The sequence below is a fragment of the Desulfobaculum senezii genome (assembly GCF_054657395.1).
In genome coordinates, this window is record NZ_BAAHYU010000002.1 from 623013 (window position 1) to 643908 (window position 20896).

The window sequence follows — 20896 nt, forward strand, 5'->3', positions numbered from 1 at the left end:
TTCACTCTTCCTTGCAAATTCGAGCTTTGTGCTCTAACAATCATTCGAGTTTGTACTACATATTGCGGCGACCCAGCTTAACAACGAGCTCATTACTCAAGGACGTACGGTCTGCCGCAACAGCCGCCTTCATGCCAGTCATGGAGGCGGCTTCCTTTTTTCTCCGCCTTCGGCTTGAGGGTCAATATACAAGGATGAAATCCTTAACCCACCGGAGGTAACAGAAGTGAGGCGCCACCACCAACGTACGCCCCAACGCAAACAGCGCCGAAGCAGATCTGCTTCGGCGCTGTGGTGTTGTCTGCGGGGCGAATGCCGGGCGGCTAATGCGTTTCTGCGGCGGTGGACTTGGCCGCGCTGGCTGGTGCGGGGGAGCCGCTTTGGCGCAGGCGCGCGGCGCGCAGATACTTGCGGCGGATGTCCGCGAAGCTGTCGTGGGCTTCGGTGCGCGCGGCCGGGGTCAGGAACGAGGTGAGCTTCTTTTCCAGAATGTGCGTGTTGGTTTCGGTCTTAATGGCGCAGACGCCCTCGATGATGATGTGCTGGAGGAGCAGTTCGCGGTCGGTCTTGCTCCGGATGTTTTCGGCAATGGGTGAGAGCACGATGTTGCCGAGCAGAATGCCGTACAGCGTGGAGATGAGCGCGATGGGGATATAGCGCAGAACCTCGCCTGTGTCGCCAAGTCCGGTCAGCAGGCCGATAAGGCCGATGACGCTGCCTGCAAGGCCAAAGGCCGGGGCATAGGCGGCCATACAGCGGAAAATGCGTTCGTTGTGCTGCCTGCGCTGGCGGAAGAACATGCTTTCTGTGGTGAGAATCTCGCGGATTTCCTGATCCGGGTAGTTGTCTGCCAGCATGCGCAGGGCGTCGCGCAGGAAGTAGACGGTGGTCTGTTCCTCCATGCGCTCAAGGCTGGTCAGTCCGTCCATGCGCGAACGGATGGCCATATCCAGCAGGACGGAGATGACCTTGTCCGGATGCGTGCCCGGGGACTTGTAGGCTCCCCGCGCCACGGACCAAGCGATGCGTAGTTCGGAAAGCGGGTAGGACAGAAGAATTGCCGCGCATGTGCCCGACGTGACAACGAGGAACGCCTCCAGATTCAGGTAGACGCCAACGTGCCCCGTGAGGATGAACGAAACAAGAAAGATGATGCCGAAGAGACAGACGCCGATGATGTTCGCCCGTATCATGAGTGCTCCCTATCGGGTTGGTCCGGGCGCGAGAGTTCAATCTCCACCCTGCGGTTTCTGGCCTTGCCTTCCCCGGAGAGGTTGGGGGCGGCCGGTTTATACATGGAGTGTCCGCTGATGGTAACTTGCTCCGGCGCAACGCCGCGCCGCTCGGTCAGATAGCGGGCCACCTGTGTGGCGCGGGCGGTGGAGAGCTCCCAGTTGGTGGGGTACTTGGGAGTGTGCACCGGGTAGTTGTCCGTGTGGCCGTGCACGTGCACGTTGTACTTGGCCTTGGCGATGATGCCGGAGACCATGTCGAGAAAACGGCGGCCCTCGGGTTTGATGACGGCGTCCGTTCTGTCGAAAAGCATTGGTCCGTGCATGCTCAGGCGGATGACGTCCCCCTCCATCTCAATAGAAACGTTTTGAATGCCGGATTCGCCAACGACGGCCTTGCAGCGCTCAAAGAGTTGATGCGGGCCGGGGCTGGGATGGATGCCGGTTTTGGGGAAGGAATAGACGGGCACTTCGCCCTCGTGGCGGCCCAGTTCGTCTATGTCCTGCACGTTTTCGTGCTCTACATGCCCACGGAAGGCCAGCAGAAAGTCCCGCTTGGCGCTGGCGTAGACGAAAAGCACCGTAAACACGATGAACATGGTCATCATCAGGTCCGCCCATGGGATGGACCAATGGAACTGCGGCATATCGTCCGTGGGCGCAAAAGCGCGCTCCATTGCGTCAAGACTGTGACGCGCTCTGAAGTGCGAGGGCGCGGCGCCGGACTTGCCCGTCATGCTTTCGGCGGGGCCGGATGGCGGCGTCTGCCCGCTGCCCGCGGTGTTTTGTGGTGGTTGCTGTGACATTGACGCCCCTGTTGCTGGTGAATGGAGAGTTGCCTACCTCCTGCGCAGAAGCAAAAAGTGGTCCATGCGCGAAGAGGGCAGTCCATTCACCGGCTGTTGGGGCGTTTCGTCAAGGGCGGCAGGGTGTTGCCTGCCGCAGAAGAGGGAGGAATATTGGCTATTCGCCGAACTTTTCAAAGGGAACAGGGCGTGAGAAGAAAAATCCTTGCCCGTACTCGCAGTGCAGGCCAGAAAGCAACTCGCGCTGGTCTGCGCCCTCTACGCCCTCGGCGATGATGCTCATGCCAAGGCTGTGCCCAAGGGCGACCACGGCGCGGATGATGGGCGTGGTGTTGTGCGCCTCGGCAAGGCCGGACACGAAGGAGCGGTCAATCTTCAGCGTATCTACAGGGAAGCTGTGCAGATGCGACAGGGATGAGTAGCCGGTGCCGAAGTCGTCAATGGCGATGGTGATGCCCTGCTGGCGGAGCTTGGTGAACAGCTCGCGGGCGTGGTCCGGCGAGGTCATGGCCGCGGTTTCGGTGATTTCCAGCTTGAGGGCATGGGGCGGAACATTTGTTTCGCGGAGGATGGCCGCGATGTCGTCGGCGAGGGTGGTGCAGCTGAGCTGGACGCCGGAGAGGTTGACGCTCATGGTGAAGTCGCCGTCCGGGGCGGCCTTGTCCCGCAGGGCGGCGTATTGCTCACAGGCGCGGCGCAGGACGAACAGCCCGAGTGGCACGATAAGGCCAGTTTTTTCCGCGACGGAGATGAATTCGTCCGGCGGCAGCATGCCAAGGTCCGGATGATTCCAGCGGACAAGGGCCTCCGCGCCGCGGATGCGTCCCGAAGCCAACTCTACCAGCGGTTGGTAGTGCAGCACCAGTTCCTCGTTGTCCAGGGCGCGGCGCAGGTCGTTGGCAAGGCGCATGAAGCGCTGCGCGGAAATGTGCATGGCGCTGGAGAACACGGCGTGGCGTCCCGGACCATCCTGCTTGGCCTTGTGCAGGGCGGTGTCCGCGTCGCGCACGAGGGATTCACCGTCCATGCTTTCCCCCGCGCCGATGGCGATGCCGATGTAGGAGCTCAGATAAATGCCGTCGTCCGTTACGGGGAAGGGGCTGGCAAAGCGGCGCTGGATTTCCCGCGCAATGCCGATAGCCCGGGCCTTGTCCTCCACCTGCGGCAAAAAGGCCGCGAAAACGTCGCCACCGATGCGCGCCGGAACCATGCCGTAGGCCTTGAAGGAGCGCAGGCGCTCCGCTGCGGCGCGGATAACGGCGTCCCCGGTGGGGTGGCCGAGGCTCTCATTGACCAGCTTGAATTGCGCAAGGTCCAGCATGCACAGCACCGGGGACAACCCCTGTGCTAAGTGCTCAACATGACTGTTGATGGTGCGCACGAGGTTGGTGCGGTTGGGCAGGCCCGTCAGCGGGTCGAAATACGCCTGAAAGAGCAGCTGCTCTTCGGAGTCCTTGTGCCGCAGGATATTGGCGATGGTCTGCGAAGCGTGGATGAGAAATTCGCGCTCCGGCGCGTCGAAGCTGTGCGGCGCGTCCATGATGATGGTCAGCGCGCCGAGGAAGGTGTTGTCCTGCATCAGCGGGACGCAGGCTTCCTGATGTTCCACGGCGGTTTTGTCGCTGGTTTCACCCGGGGAACTGACAACGTGCAGAACCTCGCCGCAACGCAGGCAGGTCAGACCGGGATTGGGACCATTCCCGATATGCGGGCACATATACGGCTGCATGGAGCGCGAACCCCGGCTGGCTGCAAGATGGTAGCTGCCATCGTCCTGCGCAAGGAATATTCCGGCGCTGGCGCCTTCCTTGGCCCATGGCAGGGCCAGCAGAATGTCCAACGCGTGATTCAGGGTCGTTGTGGTGGACAGCGAGGCAAGGGACAGCCCCAGCAGTTTGTTCAGGGCTTCCTGAAAAAGATTGTCGCGCAGAAGCTCATGCGTGCGCTGCTCCACAAGGTCCTCAAGGTGGTCGAGGTACAGGCGGTTTAGCTGGCCCTGACTGCGCATGGTCAGGTGCAGGCGGATGCGCGCCAGAAGTTCCTGCGGCTGAAAGGGCTTGGCAATGAAGTCCACCGCGCCAAGTTCCTCAACGGTGCGCATCATAAGATTAGGGGCTGTGCAGTCGGACAGGATGAGGATGGGCAGGTCGCTTTCCGCGGCCTGCGAACGCAGCGCGCGGCAGGTGGCGGTGATGTCCTCGGGCGAGGCTCCTGCGTCCAGCACGACAAGGTCCGGCGGAAGCGCCGCAATGGAGCGGATAGCCTCGGCGTTGTCCGTCGCGTGGCGGACCGTATAGCCGGTCTGGTCCAGCAGGGCGGATGCAGGTGTTGCGCCGTGGCCAAGGAGGAGTATGGATTCGTGGATGTCGTGCATGAGCGGTCAGGAGCCTATGTAAAGCAAGGGAAATGTGTTGATTGTTCAATAATGACTGAATGTTCCAAGAAGGGCAAGGAAGCGGTCAGAAAAATTTCGACCCCCTTAGGGGAGGGCTTGCGGGGGCCGCGCCATTTCGTGTTCCGCAGTCCCCGGCGGAGGCAGTTGCGCCGCATTCTGCTCCGTCTGTGGCGGCATCTGGGCGGGCCTCGGCGCGTGGCTGGGCCGCGCGTCTTCCCTGTGCGGCTGTCCCGGAACAATATCCGTCAGCACGGCAAAGAAGCGCCCGACGATGACGCGGCTGGAGACCTGAACCGGAATCTTGCGTTCATCCGCCGTGACCCACACGAGCAATCGGGCGTCCTTGCTTTTTTTGAACACGCCGCCGATGTGTCGGAGCTCCGGTTCCACAACCCATGTGTCAAAGGTGCCAGCGGGCACGGTGAGCCGCTCCCTTCGCAAGACTGTGGCCCGGCCCATCACGCTTTTGACGCCGTCCGTGACCGGGGCGTACAGCTGCGCGCCTTTTTTCAGCGGCATGCGCCGAAACGCATAGAACACCGACAGCGGGTCGAACGTGCCGGGCAGGATGAGGATGGGGTCCTTGGGACCGTTGATGATGTTCGCGTACTGCGCCTGTCCCGTCTCCCACAGAAACGACACCGTGATGTCGCGTTTGTAGCTGCCCTCGCGCTGGCGCTGGGTGTAGTGCACGGATTTTTCAAGGTCCGGCGCCGTGTAGGCGTTCACCTCATCGCGCACGGTGTAGAAGATGTCCGCAAAGGCATTGGTCCACGCCTTCATACGAAAGTGCAACGCTGGCGCATCGTTTACCTGCGTGTGCGGCAGCACCTCCAGCGTGGCCGTTCCCGCGGGGATAGCCTCCCAGCGCAGGCTGTAGGTGAGCTTTTCGCCCGGAGCAAAGGGAAGGCGCGCCGCCGTGGCGCTTTGCGCCGCGGAGCCAAGGAATATGCACAAGGCAAGCGCTGTTCCCAGTATGTGCCGCATAACGTCCTCGTCCTCAGTGGTCCGTCAAAATCCTTGTCCCAGTGACGGGGCCCTTGTCAATACGAAATCGGCCGGAGCCTCCGCAAGGAAGCCCCGGCCGGGGTGCTCGTGGTGGGTGCGCCGCCGCTAGGACGGCTTGGAAATGGTGATAAAATGCTCCTGCATAGCCACGCCGCCGCCGGCGGGGTCGCATTTCTCAAGGCCGCCTTCCATCAGTTCCTGATCCGCAATGCCGCGGCTGGAGCGCGTCTCCGGCGGGAGCTTGTGCCCGAAGCCGTGCACCACAAAGGCCGCCTCCGGGTGGATGAAGTCCGTCACAAAGGCCACGGTGCGCGCGCTGTAGGAGCCGTTGGAAAGCTCCACCTCGTCGCCGTCCGCAATGCCCATCTCCGCCGCGCGTTTGGTATTGATCCACACGGGGTTGATGGGCATTTGCTCGTTGAGCATGGTGTTGTTGACGGTGTGCCCCTGCGTATGCAGTGCGCAGCGCCCAAACGCAATACGGAAACGGCCTTCCGGCGGGCGTTCCGGGCTTTCGTAGGGCTTCAGCGACGGCAGGTTCATGTCTTCCAGCTTCTCGCAGATGACTTCCAGCCGTCCTGACGGAGTGGGGAAGGAGTAGTCGTTCATGTCGCGGTACAGGGGCTTTTCCGCCAGCCAGACTTCGCCCGTTGCGTCAAAGTCCTCAACGCTGACGCCAGTGTCCGTCAGCTGGTAGTTCCACATATCCTCGGCGGAGTCGAAAGCGAGGGCGTCAAAGCCCATGCGCTTGGCAATGCCGCCCAGAATCTCCCAGTCCGCGCGGGTGTCGTAGCGCGGTTCAACAGCGCGGGCGCGGCGGAAGAAGTAGGACTTCAAGCCGTTTTTGGTCGCCAGCGGGGATTCACGCTCAAGGTAGGTGGACATGGGCAGCACGACGTCCGCATGCCATGAGGAATCGGACCAGCTGAACGTCGTCGCCACGATGAGGTCCAGCTTTTTCCAGATGTCCTTCACGCGTTGCTGGTCCGGCAGGGCGTGGAGCGGGTCGTGCCTATGGATGAAATACGCTTTGACGGGGTACGGGTCTTCGCTTTCGATGGCCTCGTATGCCTTGTTAATAAGGCCCGGTCCCGCGTCGATGTGCTTCAGCTTCCAGCCCGCGCCATCGGCGCGCTTTTCCTCGGGCTTGGGGAACAGGTCCGAGAACGCCTTCAGGCCTTTGCGGCCAAAGTCCTTGGGCTTGTTGACGATGGGCAGGCCGCCCTTGGCGCCAATGGATCCCAGCAGGGCGTTAATGAGGTAGATGCTGCGGCACACATAGAACGAATCCATGTACCGGGCCACCATCCAGCCGGGATGCCAGATGACAGCGGGCGCGGCCTTTTTCAGTTCCTTGACGAACTTCACAAGGTCGGTCGCCTTAATGCCCGTTTCTTCCTCCGCCCATTCCGGGGTGTACGGCTCAACGAACTTTGCCAGTTCGTCCAAATCCTTAATGTGGCGTTCGGCGTAGTCCGTATCGTACCACTTGTTGGTGATAAGGCAGTTGATTACCGCGAGGTTGAACGCATAGTCCGTGCCCGGCCGGATCATAAAGAAATTGTTCGCCTTGCTGGCCGAGATGTTTGCGCGGATGTCAATAACGCTCAGCTTGCCGCCAGCCGCCAGGCTGTCCAGCGCGCCGTTGACTTCCTTCACGTTGATGGCTTCAAACAGGTTGCGCGTTTGCAAGACGATATGCTTCGTGTTCTTGAAATCATACGCCACGCCCTTGCGCCCAAGGCCCATGACGGACTTTGCCGCGTGCAACACGTTGCGCGCGCACGATGCGTCGTGGTTACAGTAATTCGGCGAGCCCATCCCGCGCATGAACGCCTTGTGCAGGTCCGCAAACGGGCCACCACGGTCCGACCACAGCACACTGCGCGCGCCGTGCGTCTCAATGATGCCTTTCAATCTGTCGCAGATATAGTCCAGCGCTTCGTCCCACGTTACCCTACGCCATTTGCCTTCGCCACGTTCGCCTTCGCGAATCATGGGGAACTGCGGGCGCTCGCTGTCTTCATACAGCGCGCGTCCCGCGCCGCCGCGCGGACACAGACCACCAGCCATGCCGGGGTCGTGCGGGTTGCCTTGGATGAAACCGAGGGAGCCAGAGTCAACCTCGACCATAATCGGGCAGCGGACGCTGCACATGCCGCAAACGCTGTACACCTCTTTTGTGGGCATTGTGTGCTCTCCTGACGCGGTGATGGGACGGATGCCGTATCATGACGGCGGGCCGGACGTTGTGCCAGCGGACGCCCGGTCTGAGCCATCCGCGTGATAGTCGTTCTCCACACTCAACTACATGGTCGCATCCGCGACGCGCAAGGGTTTGTGGCCTTATCGTGAAAAAGTTCACGAACGGTGGCCACAATCGTCCAATATCCCGGTGGGCTACAGAAAAACCACCCGCCAAGGATTCATGCGACTGGGATGCGACAGCAAGTATGACGTAAACCGACCGCTTAGGGCAAGGGCAGAGTGCATCTCGCCGAAACTCATGGGCTTTGTGGTGCTCTGGGATAGGCCGGGTCGCAATGCGTGGGTCAAGAGGTTGCCTCCGGCGGTTTAAGGGGTGCGACCCCTTAAAAATCCCGAGGTTTTCGGGCTGGAAGCCAGCCCGAAAAAGGGGGTGGGTGGCGATGGCGGGAAGTGTGGGCAGTTGACCGCGTGGGTGCGGCGCCGGTGCGCGGGCCAGATAGAGGCCGCGTATGTGGCACGGCGTACTGGCGTATAAATGGGATCGTTAAGGGCCCACGGCCCTTGACCCTGCGGAGCAAAAAAAGAGCGGCCGGGTCGTAACGCGTGGGGTCAAGAGGGTGCCTCCGGCGGCTTAAGGGGCGCGGCCCCTTAAGAATCCCGAGGTTTTTGGGTCTGGAAGCCAGACCGAAAAAAGGGTGGGGTGGCGAAGGCGGGAGGTGTGGGCAGTTGCCCGCGTGGGTGCGGCGCCGGTGCGCAGACATGATAGAGGCCGCGTATGTGGCACGGCGAAGTGGCGTATAAACGGGATCGTTAAGGGCCCACGGCCCTTGACCCTGCGGAGCAAAAAAAGATCGGGGTATTGCGCCGGAGGCAAATGACCATAGGCGAGGCTGGGGGAGGCGTTGGCCCCGTGTGTGGGGCGCGCAAAAAGCCCCGCGTTTCGATCACCATGCGGTGAGGAAGCGCGGGGCTTTCATTGTGTGGCTCGTGGCGATTTAGTCGCAGAGGGCGGCCAGTTCTGGGCCGAGGTAGCCTCTTTCGTCTTCGCCGAGGATGCCGAGAGAGAGGCAGATGAGGGTCCAGAGGTGGACGGTCTTATAGCCCCCGCTAAAGTGGTGGGCGAGGTCCTCAATCTGCGAGTGGCAGTTGTGGCAGGGGGTGATGCAGTATGCGGCCCCTGTTGCCATGATCTGGTCGAACTTCTTCTTTCCGTAGGCGTGCCGCGCCTCGGTGTAGCCGGACTGGAGGAAGCCGCCTCCGCCACCGCAGCAATAGTTGTCTGCTTTATTCGGCCACATTTCGATGAGGTTCTCTTCACCGACCACGGATTTTACCACAAAGCGCAGGTCGTCTGCGAGGGGGTCGCCGAGGGTCTTCCGCACCATCTGACAGGGGTCCTGCAGGGTGAATTTGACTTTGGCGTCCTTGTTCCAGTCGGCGTTGACTGGGAGTTTTCCTTCGCGAATCCAGCGCGCGTACCACGGGATAATGCTGCTTAATTCGAAGTTGGCCTTAATGCCGAATTTTTTGAGTCCGGACCGGACTGCATAGAATTCGTGGCCTCACTCAGTGTTGAGCCAGACATTACAGCCCAGCTCATGAACAGCCTCCACTTTGGTTTGGACGTTTTCTGCCCATGCGGCGTCGTTTGCGGCGAACATGCAGTAGTTTTCTGCGGCCCATCCTTTATCGGAATAGGTCCAGTCCGCGCCGACCACGTCGAGAATTTTCCACAGGGGGATCATTTCTTCGGGCTCGGTAACGGGCTCGCGGGAGTTTTGGTTCACAAAAAAGTGCGCGCCCTTCTTATTGATGGGGGCCTTGAGTTCTGTATGGGCGGGCTGGGTCTCGTGGACTTCTTCCAGCACGTCCTCGACGACGAATCGGAAGTCTTCGGGCGAGGTGCCCATGGCGCTCATCGTGGGGGTGGAGAGGGCCATTTCGCAGGACTTGACGATGCCTTTGGGGCGCTTGTCGATGGGCCATGCGGCGCGGGCGTTGTAGACCAGCTGCGGGATGTCGATCTGCATGGGGCAGACGCTGACGCAACGCTGGCACATGGTGCACATCCAGACCCATGGCGTGGATGTGACTTCCTCGTCCAGACCAAGGGAGGCCATGCGCAGGAACTTGCGCGGGTCCATCCCTTCCAGCCCGGTGGCCGGACAGCCGGCGGAGCACTGCCCGCAGGTCAGGCACATGTTCAGATGCCCACCTTCGGGAAGGAGCTGCGCGACCTTGTCTTTGAAGGACTGATGTTTGTCGGATGTATTCATAGCGTTTGTCTCGGGTTTTGCTGCGTAGAGCGGTGGCGCAAAATCACTATAGACTCTTGGAACGGGATGCAAGGTTTTCCTTGTCGGGAGGTCCTTGTGGGTTCGGCGCGTCTGGAAAATTTTTTGGTGAATTTCGTGAAATTTTCAAAAGAAACGAAAGAGCGTGCAAGGGGGCGGCACTATTGGCAAGCGAACTGGAGTGGTCCTGTTGTGTGAATAGAGTGCAATAGCAGGGGTGGGACAAGGAAAAAGTGACGCCTGGCTGACATGGGGATGGGGCGTCAGTGCAAAACGACGCAAGTTTATAGCAATAAGCCTGTGATTTGACATTGTAAAGGCCTTTTTCCATTTGTGAACGGATGATCGAAGTGGACGCTCTTGACACGGGGAATACAAATGTGATTTCGACATAATAACCCGGAAAAATCAGTAACTCGGGTTGTATCGGATGCGGAAGGTTCTGATGCCGATTCCCATCGTGTTCCTTTGCATAGGTGCTTTAGCCACAAGGAGTAGCGGCCGATGGTCTTTACATGGTTGAATCTGGCGATCCTGTTGGCACTGCTGTTCGGATTTACGTTCGCAGCGGGGCCTATACTGGGTGCCTTGCTCCTCTCCCCCAAGTACCGGCGCGGCGCAATAGGCATGCCGTACGAGTGCGGTATGCAGCCCTACGGTTCTCCCAGCTGGGTGCGCTTTGGCATCAACTATTACGTCTACGCCCTTCTCTTTCTCGCCTTTGACGTGGACGTTCTCTACCTGTTCCCCGTTGCGGCGTATTACCCGTTTAGTTTCGGCTGGTGGCCGCTCATCAAGGTGACGATCTTCATCGTCGTTCTGGCGCTTGGCTGCGTCTACTTCTGGAAGAAAGGGGTGTTCGAATGGCCGCGGAAGATTTCGTTCTAAGGAAGGCGGAGATCGGCACAGAGCCGCCTCTGGTGAATCTGGAACTCACCAACAAGATTTTGGACGTCTGCCGCGCCATGTCGCTGTGGCCCATGACGTTCGGTCTGGCCTGCTGCGCCATTGAGATGATGTCCACCGGCATGGCGCGGTTCGACATTTCGCGCTTTGGCGCGGAGGTGTTCCGGCCCTCGCCGCGGCAGTCGGACCTGATGATTGTGGCGGGCACCGTCTCCAAGAAAATGGCCCCGGCCCTTGTCCGCCTGTACGAGCAGATGCCAGCCCCCAAGTACGTTATCGCCATGGGCAACTGCGCCATCAGTGGCGGGCCGTTCAAGTTCAAGGGGCAGTACGGCATCATCGAGGGCGTGGACCAGCTTATCCCTGTGGATGTGTACGTTCCGGGCTGTCCGCCGCGCCCCGAGGGGCTGCTGGAGGGCCTGTTCAAGTTGCAGGAAAAGATGACCGGTCGCCGCTGGTGGCCCGAGCCGCCGACAGGGGAGGAGTAGATGAGCATGCAGTGGCTTGAGGAAATGAGCACCGTCTGCAACGCCATGTGCGACCCGGACGTCTGCGGGCAGAACTGGCGGCTTGTGCTGGAGCCGGTGCAGCTGCGCCGCGCGGCGCGCCGCATGCTGGCAGAGGGCTATTTTCTGGAAGATATCACCTGTCTGGATATGAAAGAGGGCATCGTCGTCCTCTATCATTTTGACCGGTACTCGGCGCACGGGCGCATCACCCTCAAGGTGGTGCTGCCGCACGACGCCGCGCAGGTGCCGTCCATTGCGGGCATCTATCAGGGCGCGGAGTGGCACGAGCGCGAGTGCATGGACTTCTACGCCGTGACCTTTACCGGCAATCCCAACCCCAGCCGCCTGCTTTTGCCTGACGACATGGACGAAAAGCCGCTCATGAAGCCGGAAAAGAAGCGCGTGAGCATGCTGGAGGTCTTTTGCATCACGGATTTGGTGCACTGCTCGACGGACCACCCTGTGGCCAAGGCCATGGAGGAAAAGTTCGCCGCCATGAAGGAAGAGCAGGCCAAGGCCGAAGCCGAAGCTGCTGCTGAAGCAGAGGCCGCACCGGCAGAGGATGCCAAGAGCGAGTAGGGCTGGGACTGCGGCATGGGCCGGAGGCGAGAGCGGAGCACGTTGAACAAGGGATGACGCCATATGCTGAAAATGGATGAAAGGTTGCATGGTGACTCCTACTGCCGGCATTTCGAGCAGGGGCCGGACAGGGATACCATGATCATCAACATGGGGCCGCAGCACCCCTCGACCCACGGCGTTCTGCGCATCGTGTGCGAGCTGGACGGCGAGTATATCCGCCGCGCCGAGCCTGTGCTTGGCTACATCCACCGCATGCATGAAAAGATGGGCGAAACCAAGACGTGGTGGCAGTTCCTGCCCAATACGGGCCGTGCGGATTACCTGCACGCCATGGCTTGGGGCCACACGTATGTGCTGGCGGTGGAGCGGCTGGCGGGCATCGAGGTGCCGGAGCGCGCCGAGTACCTGCGGGTCATCGCCACCGAGCTGAACCGCATCGCCTCGCACCTGCTCTGGTGGGGCGCGTATCTGCTGGACCTTGGCGCGTTCACCCCCATCATGTACGCCTTTGCGGACCGCGAAATCATTCAGGATCTTCTGCAGGAGCCGACCGGCTCCCGCCTGACCTACTGCTACCACCGATTCGGCGGCGTTAAGGCCGACGTGAGCGACTCCTTCATCGAGGGCGTGCGCGACTTTGTGCGCTACGAGCGCGAGCGCTTCCCCATGTACAAGGACCTTGTCACGGACAACATCATCCTGCGCAAGCGCGTGGAGGGCATCGGCGTCATCGACGAAGACTGCTGCCGCCGCTACGGCGCGACAGGACCCGTGGCGCGTGGGTCGGGCCTTGACTACGACTGCCGCCGCGACGAGCCGTACTCCATCTATGACCGCTTTGACTTTTCCATCCCCGTGTACACGCAGGGCGACGCTCTGGCGCGGTACATGGTCCGCCTGGAGGAGATGGAGCAGAGCCTGCGCATCATCGAACAGGCGCTGGACCAACTCCCCAAGGCCGACGGCAAGCACATCGCCAAGAAGGCGCCCAAGCCCAGCTTCAAGGCTCCGGCTGGCGAATCCTACGCCGCCACCGAGGGCGGACGCGGCAAGATCGGCATCTATGTGGTCAGCGACGGCTCCAAGACGCCGTATCGCATCAGACTGCGCGCGCCGGGCTACAGCAACCTGAGCCTGTTTGCCGAGGTGGCGCAGGGCTCCCTGCTGGCGGACGCCGTGTCCATTCTGGGCAGCCTTGACCTTGTTATCCCGGAGATCGACCGATGAACACAGCCGAGATGATCTACGGAATTCCCCTGCCGCTTTTTCAGATCGTCGTGGGCCTTGTCCTACTGGCGGCCTTCGTGGGCGTGAACGCCGTGCTCCTTGTGTGGATGGAGCGCAAGGTTGCCGGTCACTTCCAGCGGCGTCCGGGACCCTTTGAGGTAGGCCCGCATGGTCTGCTCCAGACCGTGGCCGACGCCGTGAAGCTGATCGCCAAGCAGCTGTTCGTGCCCGAAGGGGCAGACCGGTGGCTATTCTGGGCCGCGCCGTTTTTGGCGTTTTTGCCGGTGTTCGTGACCCTGCTCCCCATCCCATGGGGTGACATGCTGGTGGTGCAGAAGGCCAACCTCGGCATTTTGCTGATTCTGGCCTTTGCGGGCATCGGGGTCCTGTCTCTGTGTTTGGCGGGCTGGGCCTCCAACAACAAGTGGTCGCTCCTTGGCGCGGCGCGCGCCGTGGCGCAGAGCGTGGCGTATGAAATTCCTATGCTGTTGGCCGTCCTGTCCGTTGTGATGATGACGGGCACCCTGAATCTGTCCGAAGTGGTGGAGGCGCAGGGGAGCTGGCCATGGCAGTGGCTGGCGGCCTCTCAGCCCCTGGCCTTCGTCATCTACTTTACCTGCGCGGTGGCCGAGACAAACCGTGCCCCCTTTGACCTGCCGGAGGCCGAATCCGAGCTGACGGCGGGTTTCCACACCGAATACTCGGGCATGGGCTTTGGCCTGTTCTTCCTTGCTGAGTACGCCAACATGATTGTGGTGAGTGGCGTGGCCGCGGCCCTGTTCCTTGGCGGCTGGCGCGGTCCGGGTATGGACGGCGTGTGGTGGTTCCTCATCAAGGTCTACGCGCTCATCTTTGTGATGATGTGGTTCCGCTGGACGTACCCCCGCGTGCGGTTCGACCAGCTGTTGAATCTGGCGTGGAAGTGGCTGATACCGCTGGCCATCATCAACCTGCTTGTTACCGCCGTGTTGGTGAAGCTGTTCTCCATCAACTATTACGTCTAGCCGCAGCACCCGCCGCCCTAAGCGGGCGGCGACGACCGTAGCGAGGTGTCCGAACCGATGAACGCGTGCAAGTCCGTCAAGACGATGAGAGACACGGTAAAGGGCCTGTGGAGTCTGCTCGTGGGCTTGCGGGTGACGGGACAGAACTTTGTCCGTCCGCAGCTGACGGTGCACTACCCGCGCAAGACCGTCGACAATATCCATACCTATCACGGGCATATCGAACTGGTGGGCAAGCCCAAGGAGCCGGCAGTGCCCAAGTGCATCTGCTGCATGCTGTGCGTCACCAGCTGCCCCTCAGGCTGCATCTCCGTGATCAAGAAGAAGGAGCCAAAGCCCGCCGCCAAGGAAGGACCGGAAGCCCCCAAGGAAATGGTGGGCGAGGTGAAGGGCAAAACGGAGCCGCCCAAGAAGAAGCCTGTCAAAACGCCGTCCAAGTGGAAGCTGGACTACAACCTGTGCAGCCTGTGCGGCACCTGCGTGGAGGTCTGTCCGGTGAAGTCCATCCGCTTCTCCACGGACGTCTATCTGGCCGGGTACGAGCGAAACGACTTTGAATACGACCTTCTGGCCCGCCTGCGTGAGCAGGCCGGAGAGGGTGGCGCGGACGAGGAATAGGGGCGCGGTCCCAGGCGGTCGGCAATTATTCCAACCAACGCGCGCAACCTGCGCGCATAGCAGAGGAAGGCCTGATACTCGATGGATACCCTGATCTTCGCCAAGATGCTCTTTGCCCTGTATACCGTGGTCATACTGCTGGGCGGCCTTATGGCCGTGCTCGCGCGTGACCTGGTTCGGGCCATGGTCGGGCTGGTGCTGACCATGTTCGGTGTGGCCGGGATGTATCTGGTCATGAATGCACCCTTCATCGCGCTGATGCAGCTGCTTATCTACGTTGGCGCGGTGGTTGTCCTTATCTTTTTCGCCATCATGCTGACCCGCGCACCTGCTGGCGCGGAGGAGCGCCAATCCCGCAGCGCGCGCCAGACTGTACTGGCCCTGCTGGCCGGCATCGCTCCGGCGGTGATGCTGGCGCTCATCTGCATCAAGGTGCCGCAGGTGTCCATCGGCAGTCCGGCCGAGGTCGGCATCCAGCAGCTTGGGCGGGGGCTCATGCAGGACTACATCCTCGCGTTTGAACTTATTTCCGTTGTGCTGCTTGTGGCCATGGCCGGAGCCGTGGTGCTGGCATGGGAGAGGAGGAAGGCACGATGACACCGCTGGTCCTGTATCAACTTGTGGCGCTTGCCCTTTTGGGCATTGGCCTGTTTGGCATCATACACCGGCGGAGCTTGGTGGGCATGCTCATCAGTGTGGAACTGATGCTCAACGGTGCGGGGCTGTCCATTGTGGCGGCCGGACAGTTGACCCCGGCAAATGCGACGCTGGCCCAATTGTCCACCCTGCTCGTCATGGGCCTTGCCGCTGCCGAAGCGACACTTGTGCTGGCCATCATCCTGGTGGTGGTCAAGCGCTTCGGCGGCGAGGACAGCCAGGAAATCTCCGAACTGAAGGGGTAGTAGGCACATGCCAGAGTACATCGAGAGCTATCGCCTCCTGATTCCGCTTGTTGCGACGCTTGTCGCACCCTTCCTGATTTGGTTCATGCGCAGCGACCAGAACGCGCGCGAGGGCGTCAGCTTCGTGGCCGCGGCAGTGGCCTTCGCCGGCATGGCGAGCTTCATCCCCTCCGTTCTCAAGGGCACCATCTGGACCCTGACGCTCTTCACGCTGCTGGACGGCATTTACGTGAAGTTCTGCGTGGACGGGCTGACGCTCATCTTTGGGCTGATCGCCACGTTCCTGTGGTTCTGGGTCACCAGCTACAACATCGGCTACATGCGCTCCCTCAATGAACACGCGCAGACGCGCTACTATTTCTGCTTCGCCATCGCCATCTTCGGTGCGGTGGGTGTGGCTATGAGCGCCAACGTCTTCACCCTGTATCTCTTCTACGAGATTATCTCGGTGTTCACGTATCCGCTGGTTGCGCACCATCAGGATGACGAGGCCTTTAACGGAGCGCGGAAGTACTTTGTGTACCTCATCGGTACGTCCAAGCTGTTCTTCCTGCCCGCCATGGTCATGACCTATGTGCTGTGCGGCACGCTGGACTTCCACCTTGGCGACGTGGTGCAGGGCATGTTCCCGGCGCAGGTGGTGGCGGAACATCCCATCGCCGTCACCGTGACCTATGTCCTCTACATTGCTGGCCTCGCCAAGGCCGCGCTGATGCCGTTTCACAACTGGTTGCCATCGGCCATGGTCGCCCCGACGCCTGTCTCGGCACTGCTGCACGCGGTGGCGGTTGTTAAGGCGGGCGTGTTCTCCGTGTCCCGCGTGGTGCTCTCCGGCTTTGGCGTGGACGTGATGGACAAGCTCTTCCTCGGCATACCAACGGCCTATTTGGCGGCCTTCACCATTGTGGCGGCCTCGCTTATTGCCCTGACTAAGGACGATATCAAGGCGCGGCTGGCATACTCGACGGTCAGTCAGTTGTCGTACATCGTCATTGGCGTGTGCATGCTGACGCCACTGGCGGTGCAGGGCGGGCTGGCGCATATTGCGCACCATGCGTTTTCCAAAATCACACTCTTTATGGGCGCTGGCGCCATCTACGTGGTGGCCCACACCAAGAAGATCAGCGACATGGGGGGATATGGCCGCAGAATGCCATGGACCTTCGGCGCGTTTGCCGTGGCCTCGTTATCCATGATTGGCGTGCCACCGGTCTGCGGATTCGTCAGTAAGTGGTACATGATCAACGGCGCGGTGGACATCAACCGCATGGTGCTGCTGTGTGCGCTGCTGGCCTCCACGCTGCTGAACGCGGGCTACTTCGCGCCTATCACGTTCCAAGCATTCTTTGGCAAGCCCAAGGACGCACAGGCCGTCGCGGAATTGCACGAGGCGCCCATGGTTATGGTGGTGCCCCTGTGCCTGACCGCGGCGATGAGTGTGATTCTTGGCCTGTATCCCCAGATATTCATGAACTTTATCACGGTCTTCGGAGGGTACTAGTCCATGCTCAAGGAAAGGATAGGCAACTGGCTGTCCTGGCAGCGGATGCGTGCGGGGGCGTGGAAGAAGGCGCTCTTTGTGACGCTGGGCATCCTTGTGGCCCTCAACTTCTTCATCCATCCGCATGAGCCGCACTTCGGTCTGGACCGGTATCCCGGATTCTGGGCGGTGTTCGGCTGTGGATTTGCCGTGGTCATGACCGTGATTCTCAAAAAGATCGTCTTCCCAATCTTAGGCAAGCCCGAGGACTACTATGACAGAGACGAGTAGCTTCCTGCATCCCACCATCTGGTTCTTTGGCGTGGCGGCGCTCATTGCCGTGTGGCCGCGCAGCGGGTGGAAGTGGATGCTCATTGCGGCACCGCTGTTGGCCATCGCCAGCGTCCTGAGCATGGAACCGGGCGTGTACATGCCCCTGCACTACCTGTGGAGCGATGAGCCCTTGGTGCTTGGCCGGGTGGACAAGCTGTCGGTCATCTTCGCGCATGTGTTTGCGGTGCAGGCGCTTATTGGGTTCATCTTCGCCCTGCACCTCAAGGAGAAATACCAGCACATCGCGGCGGCCATGTATGTGGGCGGCGCGTTTGGCTGTGTGTTTGCCGGGGACTACTTTACCCTGTTCATCTTCTGGGAAGTTATGTCCGTGGCGTCCACCTTCCTTGTGTGGCTGAATGACAATCCAGCCTCGACGCGGGCGGGCTTTCGGTACTTCCTGTTCCATACCCTTGGCGGGCTGTTCCTGCTTGGCGGGTTGCTCCTGCGGTACTGGGACCTTGGCACCTTCGCCTTTACGGCCATCGACCCGAGCACCGCGCAGTACTACGACTGGATTATCCTTCTCGGCTTCTGCGTTAACGCCGCTGTGGTGCCGCTGCACGCATGGCTGCCAGACGCCTACCCCGAAGGCACGGTGACCGGCTCCGTGTTCATGAGCGCCTACACTACCAAGACGGCGGTGTACGTCCTTGCACGGGCCTTCGCGTCCTGGGAGATTCTGGCGGTGATGGGCGTGGTGATGGCGCTGTACGGTGTTTTCTACGCGACAATCGAGAACAACGCGCGGCGGATTTTGGCCTACCACATCGTCTCGCAGGTGGGGTACATGGTGGCGGGTATCGGCATAGGCACGGCCATGACGCTGAACGGCGCATGCGCCCACGCCTACGCCCATATCCTTTATAAGGGCCTGCTGTTCATGAGCGCGGGCACCATCCTGTACGCCACGGGTACGGCCAAGCTCACGGAGCTTGGCGGACTCGCCTCACGCATGCCGTTGGTGATGATTTGCTATGTGGTGGCGGGGCTGTCCATCTCGGGCATGCCCTTCTTCAACGGCTTCGTCTCCAAGACCATGACCATCGCCGGCGCGGCGGAAGCGCATCATACGTGGCTGGCGCTGGGGATGGAAATTGCCGCAGTGGGCACGTTCCTCTCCGTTGGCATCAAGCTGCCGTACTTCGCCTTCTGGGGCGGCAAGCCTGAAGACAAAACCAGAAAGCTGAATCCCATCCCCAAGAATATGTACATCGCCATGTTCCTGAGCAGCGCGCTGTGCTTCGTCATGGGCGTGTACCCGCAGATGCTCTATGATCTGCTGCCCTACGCGGTCACCGGCGCGCACCATGGCGTCCCGGAAGTGGTGCACAACCTCGTCTCCTTTGACGTCGGCTACGTGCCCTACACCCCGTGGCACCTGCTGCAGGCCTTTATGCTGCTTGGGTTCACCGGGCTTGGCTTCTACTACATGCGGAATATCATCAAGCCGCATCCGTCGCGGAACTTGGACTTTGACTGGGTGTACCGGCTGGCTGGCAAGCTGGCCATGTGGGTCATCTGCTGGCCGTTGGCCATCATCGACGGCGTGTGGACCAAGGTCTACCGCGTGGTGGGGCTGCGGGGGCTGATGGCCTTTGCCGCCTCGGCGGGATGGTTCGACGTTAAGGCCATCGACGGCGTGGTGGACGGAACGGCCTACACGGTGCGCGGCGTGGGACGCGGCGCAGCCAAGGGGCAGACCGGACGCCTTCAGGATTATCTGGCCTTTGCAATCTTGTTGGGACTCGGCATCTTCGCCGTGGTCTGGTTCTGGGCCTAGGCCCAAAGACACGGAGCGGACTCGTATGATCGAAGCAGGGTATCCGGTTCTGACGTATCTCATCTTCTTCCCGCTTGTTGCGGCGGTGCTGCTTGCGTTTTTCCGCACCGAGTGCATGGTCCGCTGGTTTACGCTGGTTGTTGGGCTGTGTGAGCTGCTGCTGGCGGCTCCGCTCTTCAATTTCAAGCTGGGCGTGGCGTCCATGCAGTTTGAGGAAGTGGTGCCGTGGGTGGAGCAGTGGAACCTGAACTACCATCTGGGCGTGGACGGCATCAGCCTGTTTATGGTGCTGTTGACCATCTTGCTGCTGCCGCTGTGCACCCTGTGCTCGTGGAAGTACATCTCCAGCCGCGTGAAGGAATTTCACGTCTGCCTGCTGCTGATGACGGCGGCGTGCGTGGGCGTGTTCGTGGCGCTGGACTTTGTGCTGTTCTACCTGTTCTGGGAAGCCATGCTGGTGCCGATGTACCTGCTTATCGCCGTGTGGGGTGGCCCGCGCAGGCGGTATGCGTCCATCAAGTTCTTTCTGTACACACTGGCCGGGTCCACGCTGCTTTTGGTGGCTATTGTCGCCTTCTACCATCAGACCGGGACCTTCTCCATTCCGGAGCTGATGCAGGGGCAGTACTCCTTTACCTTCCAGTTCTGGGCCTTTCTTGCCATGGCTTTGGCCTTTGCCATCAAGTGCCCCATGTTCCCGTTCCACACCTGGCTGCCTGCCGCGCACGTTGAGGCCCCGGCGGCCGGGTCTGTGTATCTGGCGTCCGTGCTGCTGAAGATGGGCACCTATGGGTTCCTGCGCTTCTGCCTGCCGCTGACGCCTGCCGCCAGTGAATACTTTGCCCCGATGATGATTGCCATTTCGCTGGCAAGCATCCTGTACGGCGGATTTGCCGCCCTTGGGCAAAACGACATGAAGAAGCTTATCGCCTACTCCTCAGTGGGACATATGGGCTTTGTGACCCTTGGCATCTTCCTCTTCAATGTCCGGGGCGTGGAGGGCGCCCTGATGCAGATGCTGAACCACGGCATCACCACCGGCGCGCTGTTTATGCTCGTCGGTGCGGTGTACGAGCGCAGCCACAGCCGCGAGATTAAGGACAACCTTGGCCTTGGCAAGTTCCTGCCCATCTATATGGGCTTCTTTGGGCTGTTCACGCTGTCCAGCTTTGGCTTTCCGGGGACGAACAGTTTCGTTGGCGAAGCCTTGGTGCTGTTTGGCGCGTTTGAGGCCAACTACTGGGTGGGCGGCATCGCCATCCCCGGCGCGCTGATTGCGGCGGCATACATGCTGCGCCTCGGCCTCAAGATGGCGTGGGGACGGCCCTCGTCCGTGCCGTCCGGCCACTTCTGGGACCTTGGCATCCGCGAGTGGGTGTACCTTGCGCCGCTGGCGGCGCTGGTGCTGTACATCGGCCTTGCGCCCACGCTGTGCCTGAAGGTTGTGGACCCCTCCATTGAGAAGCTGCTTTCGGACTTCCGCGTCCGCTCGGCGCAGATTCCTGCCGAAGCGCGGACGCTGGCCGATTATGCGCCAGAACTGCCGGTAGTGGTGGCCGAGCAGTAACGGACTGATGCACGTCACGATGCGGCGGGCGGCCTAAGGCCG

Annotated in this window: 18 protein-coding genes; 12 read left to right on the top strand and 6 right to left on the bottom strand. The window is 60.9% G+C overall.

What is annotated here, in order from left to right; translation table 11 throughout:
* Positions 1-323: 323 nt before the first annotated feature.
* The 6 genes from ACYQ2T_RS03520 to ACYQ2T_RS03545 form a co-directional block, all read right to left on the bottom strand.
* Positions 324-1193 carry a motility protein A gene (locus ACYQ2T_RS03520; RefSeq protein WP_459898482.1) on the bottom strand — a complete coding sequence of 290 codons (870 nt, stop codon included), beginning with the start codon at positions 1191-1193 and terminating at the stop codon, positions 324-326.
* Positions 1190-2038, bottom strand: a complete 849-nt coding sequence (locus ACYQ2T_RS03525; protein WP_459898484.1) for an OmpA/MotB family protein — start codon at positions 2036-2038, stop codon at positions 1190-1192. The genes ACYQ2T_RS03520 and ACYQ2T_RS03525 overlap by 4 nt, the downstream gene beginning before the upstream one ends.
* Before the next feature lie 157 nt (positions 2039-2195).
* Complete coding sequence (locus tag ACYQ2T_RS03530; RefSeq protein ID WP_459898486.1) at positions 2196-4412, bottom strand: GGDEF/EAL domain-containing response regulator; 2217 nt, start codon at positions 4410-4412, stop codon at positions 2196-2198.
* A gap of 105 nt (positions 4413-4517) precedes the next feature.
* Positions 4518-5420: a DUF3108 domain-containing protein gene (locus ACYQ2T_RS03535; RefSeq protein WP_459898488.1), complete on the bottom strand. Its 903-nt coding sequence runs from the start codon at positions 5418-5420 to the stop codon at positions 4518-4520.
* A gap of 126 nt (positions 5421-5546) precedes the next feature.
* Complete coding sequence (locus tag ACYQ2T_RS03540; protein WP_459898489.1) at positions 5547-7631, bottom strand: molybdopterin-dependent oxidoreductase; 2085 nt, start codon at positions 7629-7631, stop codon at positions 5547-5549.
* Between the two features lie 1013 nt (positions 7632-8644).
* Positions 8645-9925, bottom strand: coding sequence for a (Fe-S)-binding protein (locus ACYQ2T_RS03545; RefSeq protein WP_459898490.1), 1281 nt, complete (start codon positions 9923-9925; stop codon positions 8645-8647).
* A 522-nt stretch (positions 9926-10447) separates the two neighbouring features.
* Here ACYQ2T_RS03545 and ACYQ2T_RS03550 point away from each other — a divergent pair.
* The 12 genes from ACYQ2T_RS03550 (at position 10448) to ACYQ2T_RS03605 (ending at position 20854) form a co-directional block, all read left to right on the top strand.
* Positions 10448-10831: an NADH-quinone oxidoreductase subunit A gene (locus tag ACYQ2T_RS03550; protein WP_404845857.1), complete on the top strand. Its 384-nt coding sequence runs from the start codon at positions 10448-10450 to the stop codon at positions 10829-10831.
* Complete coding sequence (locus ACYQ2T_RS03555; RefSeq protein WP_459898492.1) at positions 10807-11337, top strand: NADH-quinone oxidoreductase subunit B; 531 nt, start codon at positions 10807-10809, stop codon at positions 11335-11337. The genes ACYQ2T_RS03550 and ACYQ2T_RS03555 overlap by 25 nt, the downstream gene beginning before the upstream one ends.
* Positions 11338-11937 (top strand): NADH-quinone oxidoreductase subunit C, encoded by a 600-nt coding sequence (locus ACYQ2T_RS03560; RefSeq protein WP_459898494.1) that lies wholly within the window; start codon positions 11338-11340, stop codon positions 11935-11937.
* A gap of 72 nt (positions 11938-12009) precedes the next feature.
* Complete coding sequence (locus ACYQ2T_RS03565) at positions 12010-13167, top strand: NADH-quinone oxidoreductase subunit D (RefSeq protein WP_459900082.1); 1158 nt, start codon at positions 12010-12012, stop codon at positions 13165-13167.
* On the top strand, positions 13164-14171 hold the full coding sequence (gene nuoH, locus ACYQ2T_RS03570; protein ID WP_404845854.1) for an NADH-quinone oxidoreductase subunit NuoH: 1008 nt from the start codon (positions 13164-13166) through the stop codon (positions 14169-14171). Before ACYQ2T_RS03565 ends, nuoH begins: the two co-directional genes overlap by 4 nt.
* Before the next feature lie 57 nt (positions 14172-14228).
* Positions 14229-14789 (top strand): 4Fe-4S dicluster domain-containing protein, encoded by a 561-nt coding sequence (locus ACYQ2T_RS03575; protein ID WP_459898497.1) that lies wholly within the window; start codon positions 14229-14231, stop codon positions 14787-14789.
* 81 nt (positions 14790-14870) lie between these two features.
* Complete coding sequence (locus ACYQ2T_RS03580) at positions 14871-15386, top strand: NADH-quinone oxidoreductase subunit J family protein (protein ID WP_459898499.1); 516 nt, start codon at positions 14871-14873, stop codon at positions 15384-15386.
* Positions 15383-15691, top strand: a complete 309-nt coding sequence (nuoK, locus tag ACYQ2T_RS03585) for an NADH-quinone oxidoreductase subunit NuoK (RefSeq protein ID WP_404845851.1) — start codon at positions 15383-15385, stop codon at positions 15689-15691. The genes ACYQ2T_RS03580 and nuoK overlap by 4 nt, the downstream gene beginning before the upstream one ends.
* Positions 15692-15698: 7 nt before the next feature.
* The gene (locus ACYQ2T_RS03590) at positions 15699-17192 is read left to right on the top strand and encodes a monovalent cation/H+ antiporter subunit D family protein (protein WP_404845850.1); all 1494 of its coding nucleotides are present in this window, start codon (positions 15699-15701) and stop codon (positions 17190-17192) included.
* A gap of 3 nt (positions 17193-17195) precedes the next feature.
* The gene (locus ACYQ2T_RS03595) at positions 17196-17462 is read left to right on the top strand and encodes a hypothetical protein (protein ID WP_459898501.1); all 267 of its coding nucleotides are present in this window, start codon (positions 17196-17198) and stop codon (positions 17460-17462) included.
* Positions 17446-19287 (top strand): Na(+)/H(+) antiporter subunit D, encoded by a 1842-nt coding sequence (locus ACYQ2T_RS03600; RefSeq protein ID WP_459898503.1) that lies wholly within the window; start codon positions 17446-17448, stop codon positions 19285-19287. Before ACYQ2T_RS03595 ends, ACYQ2T_RS03600 begins: the two co-directional genes overlap by 17 nt.
* Positions 19288-19312: 25 nt before the next feature.
* Entirely contained in the window at positions 19313-20854 is a 1542-nt protein-coding gene (locus ACYQ2T_RS03605; RefSeq protein WP_459898504.1) for a complex I subunit 4 family protein, read from the top strand.
* The last annotated feature ends 42 nt before the right edge of the window (positions 20855-20896 follow it).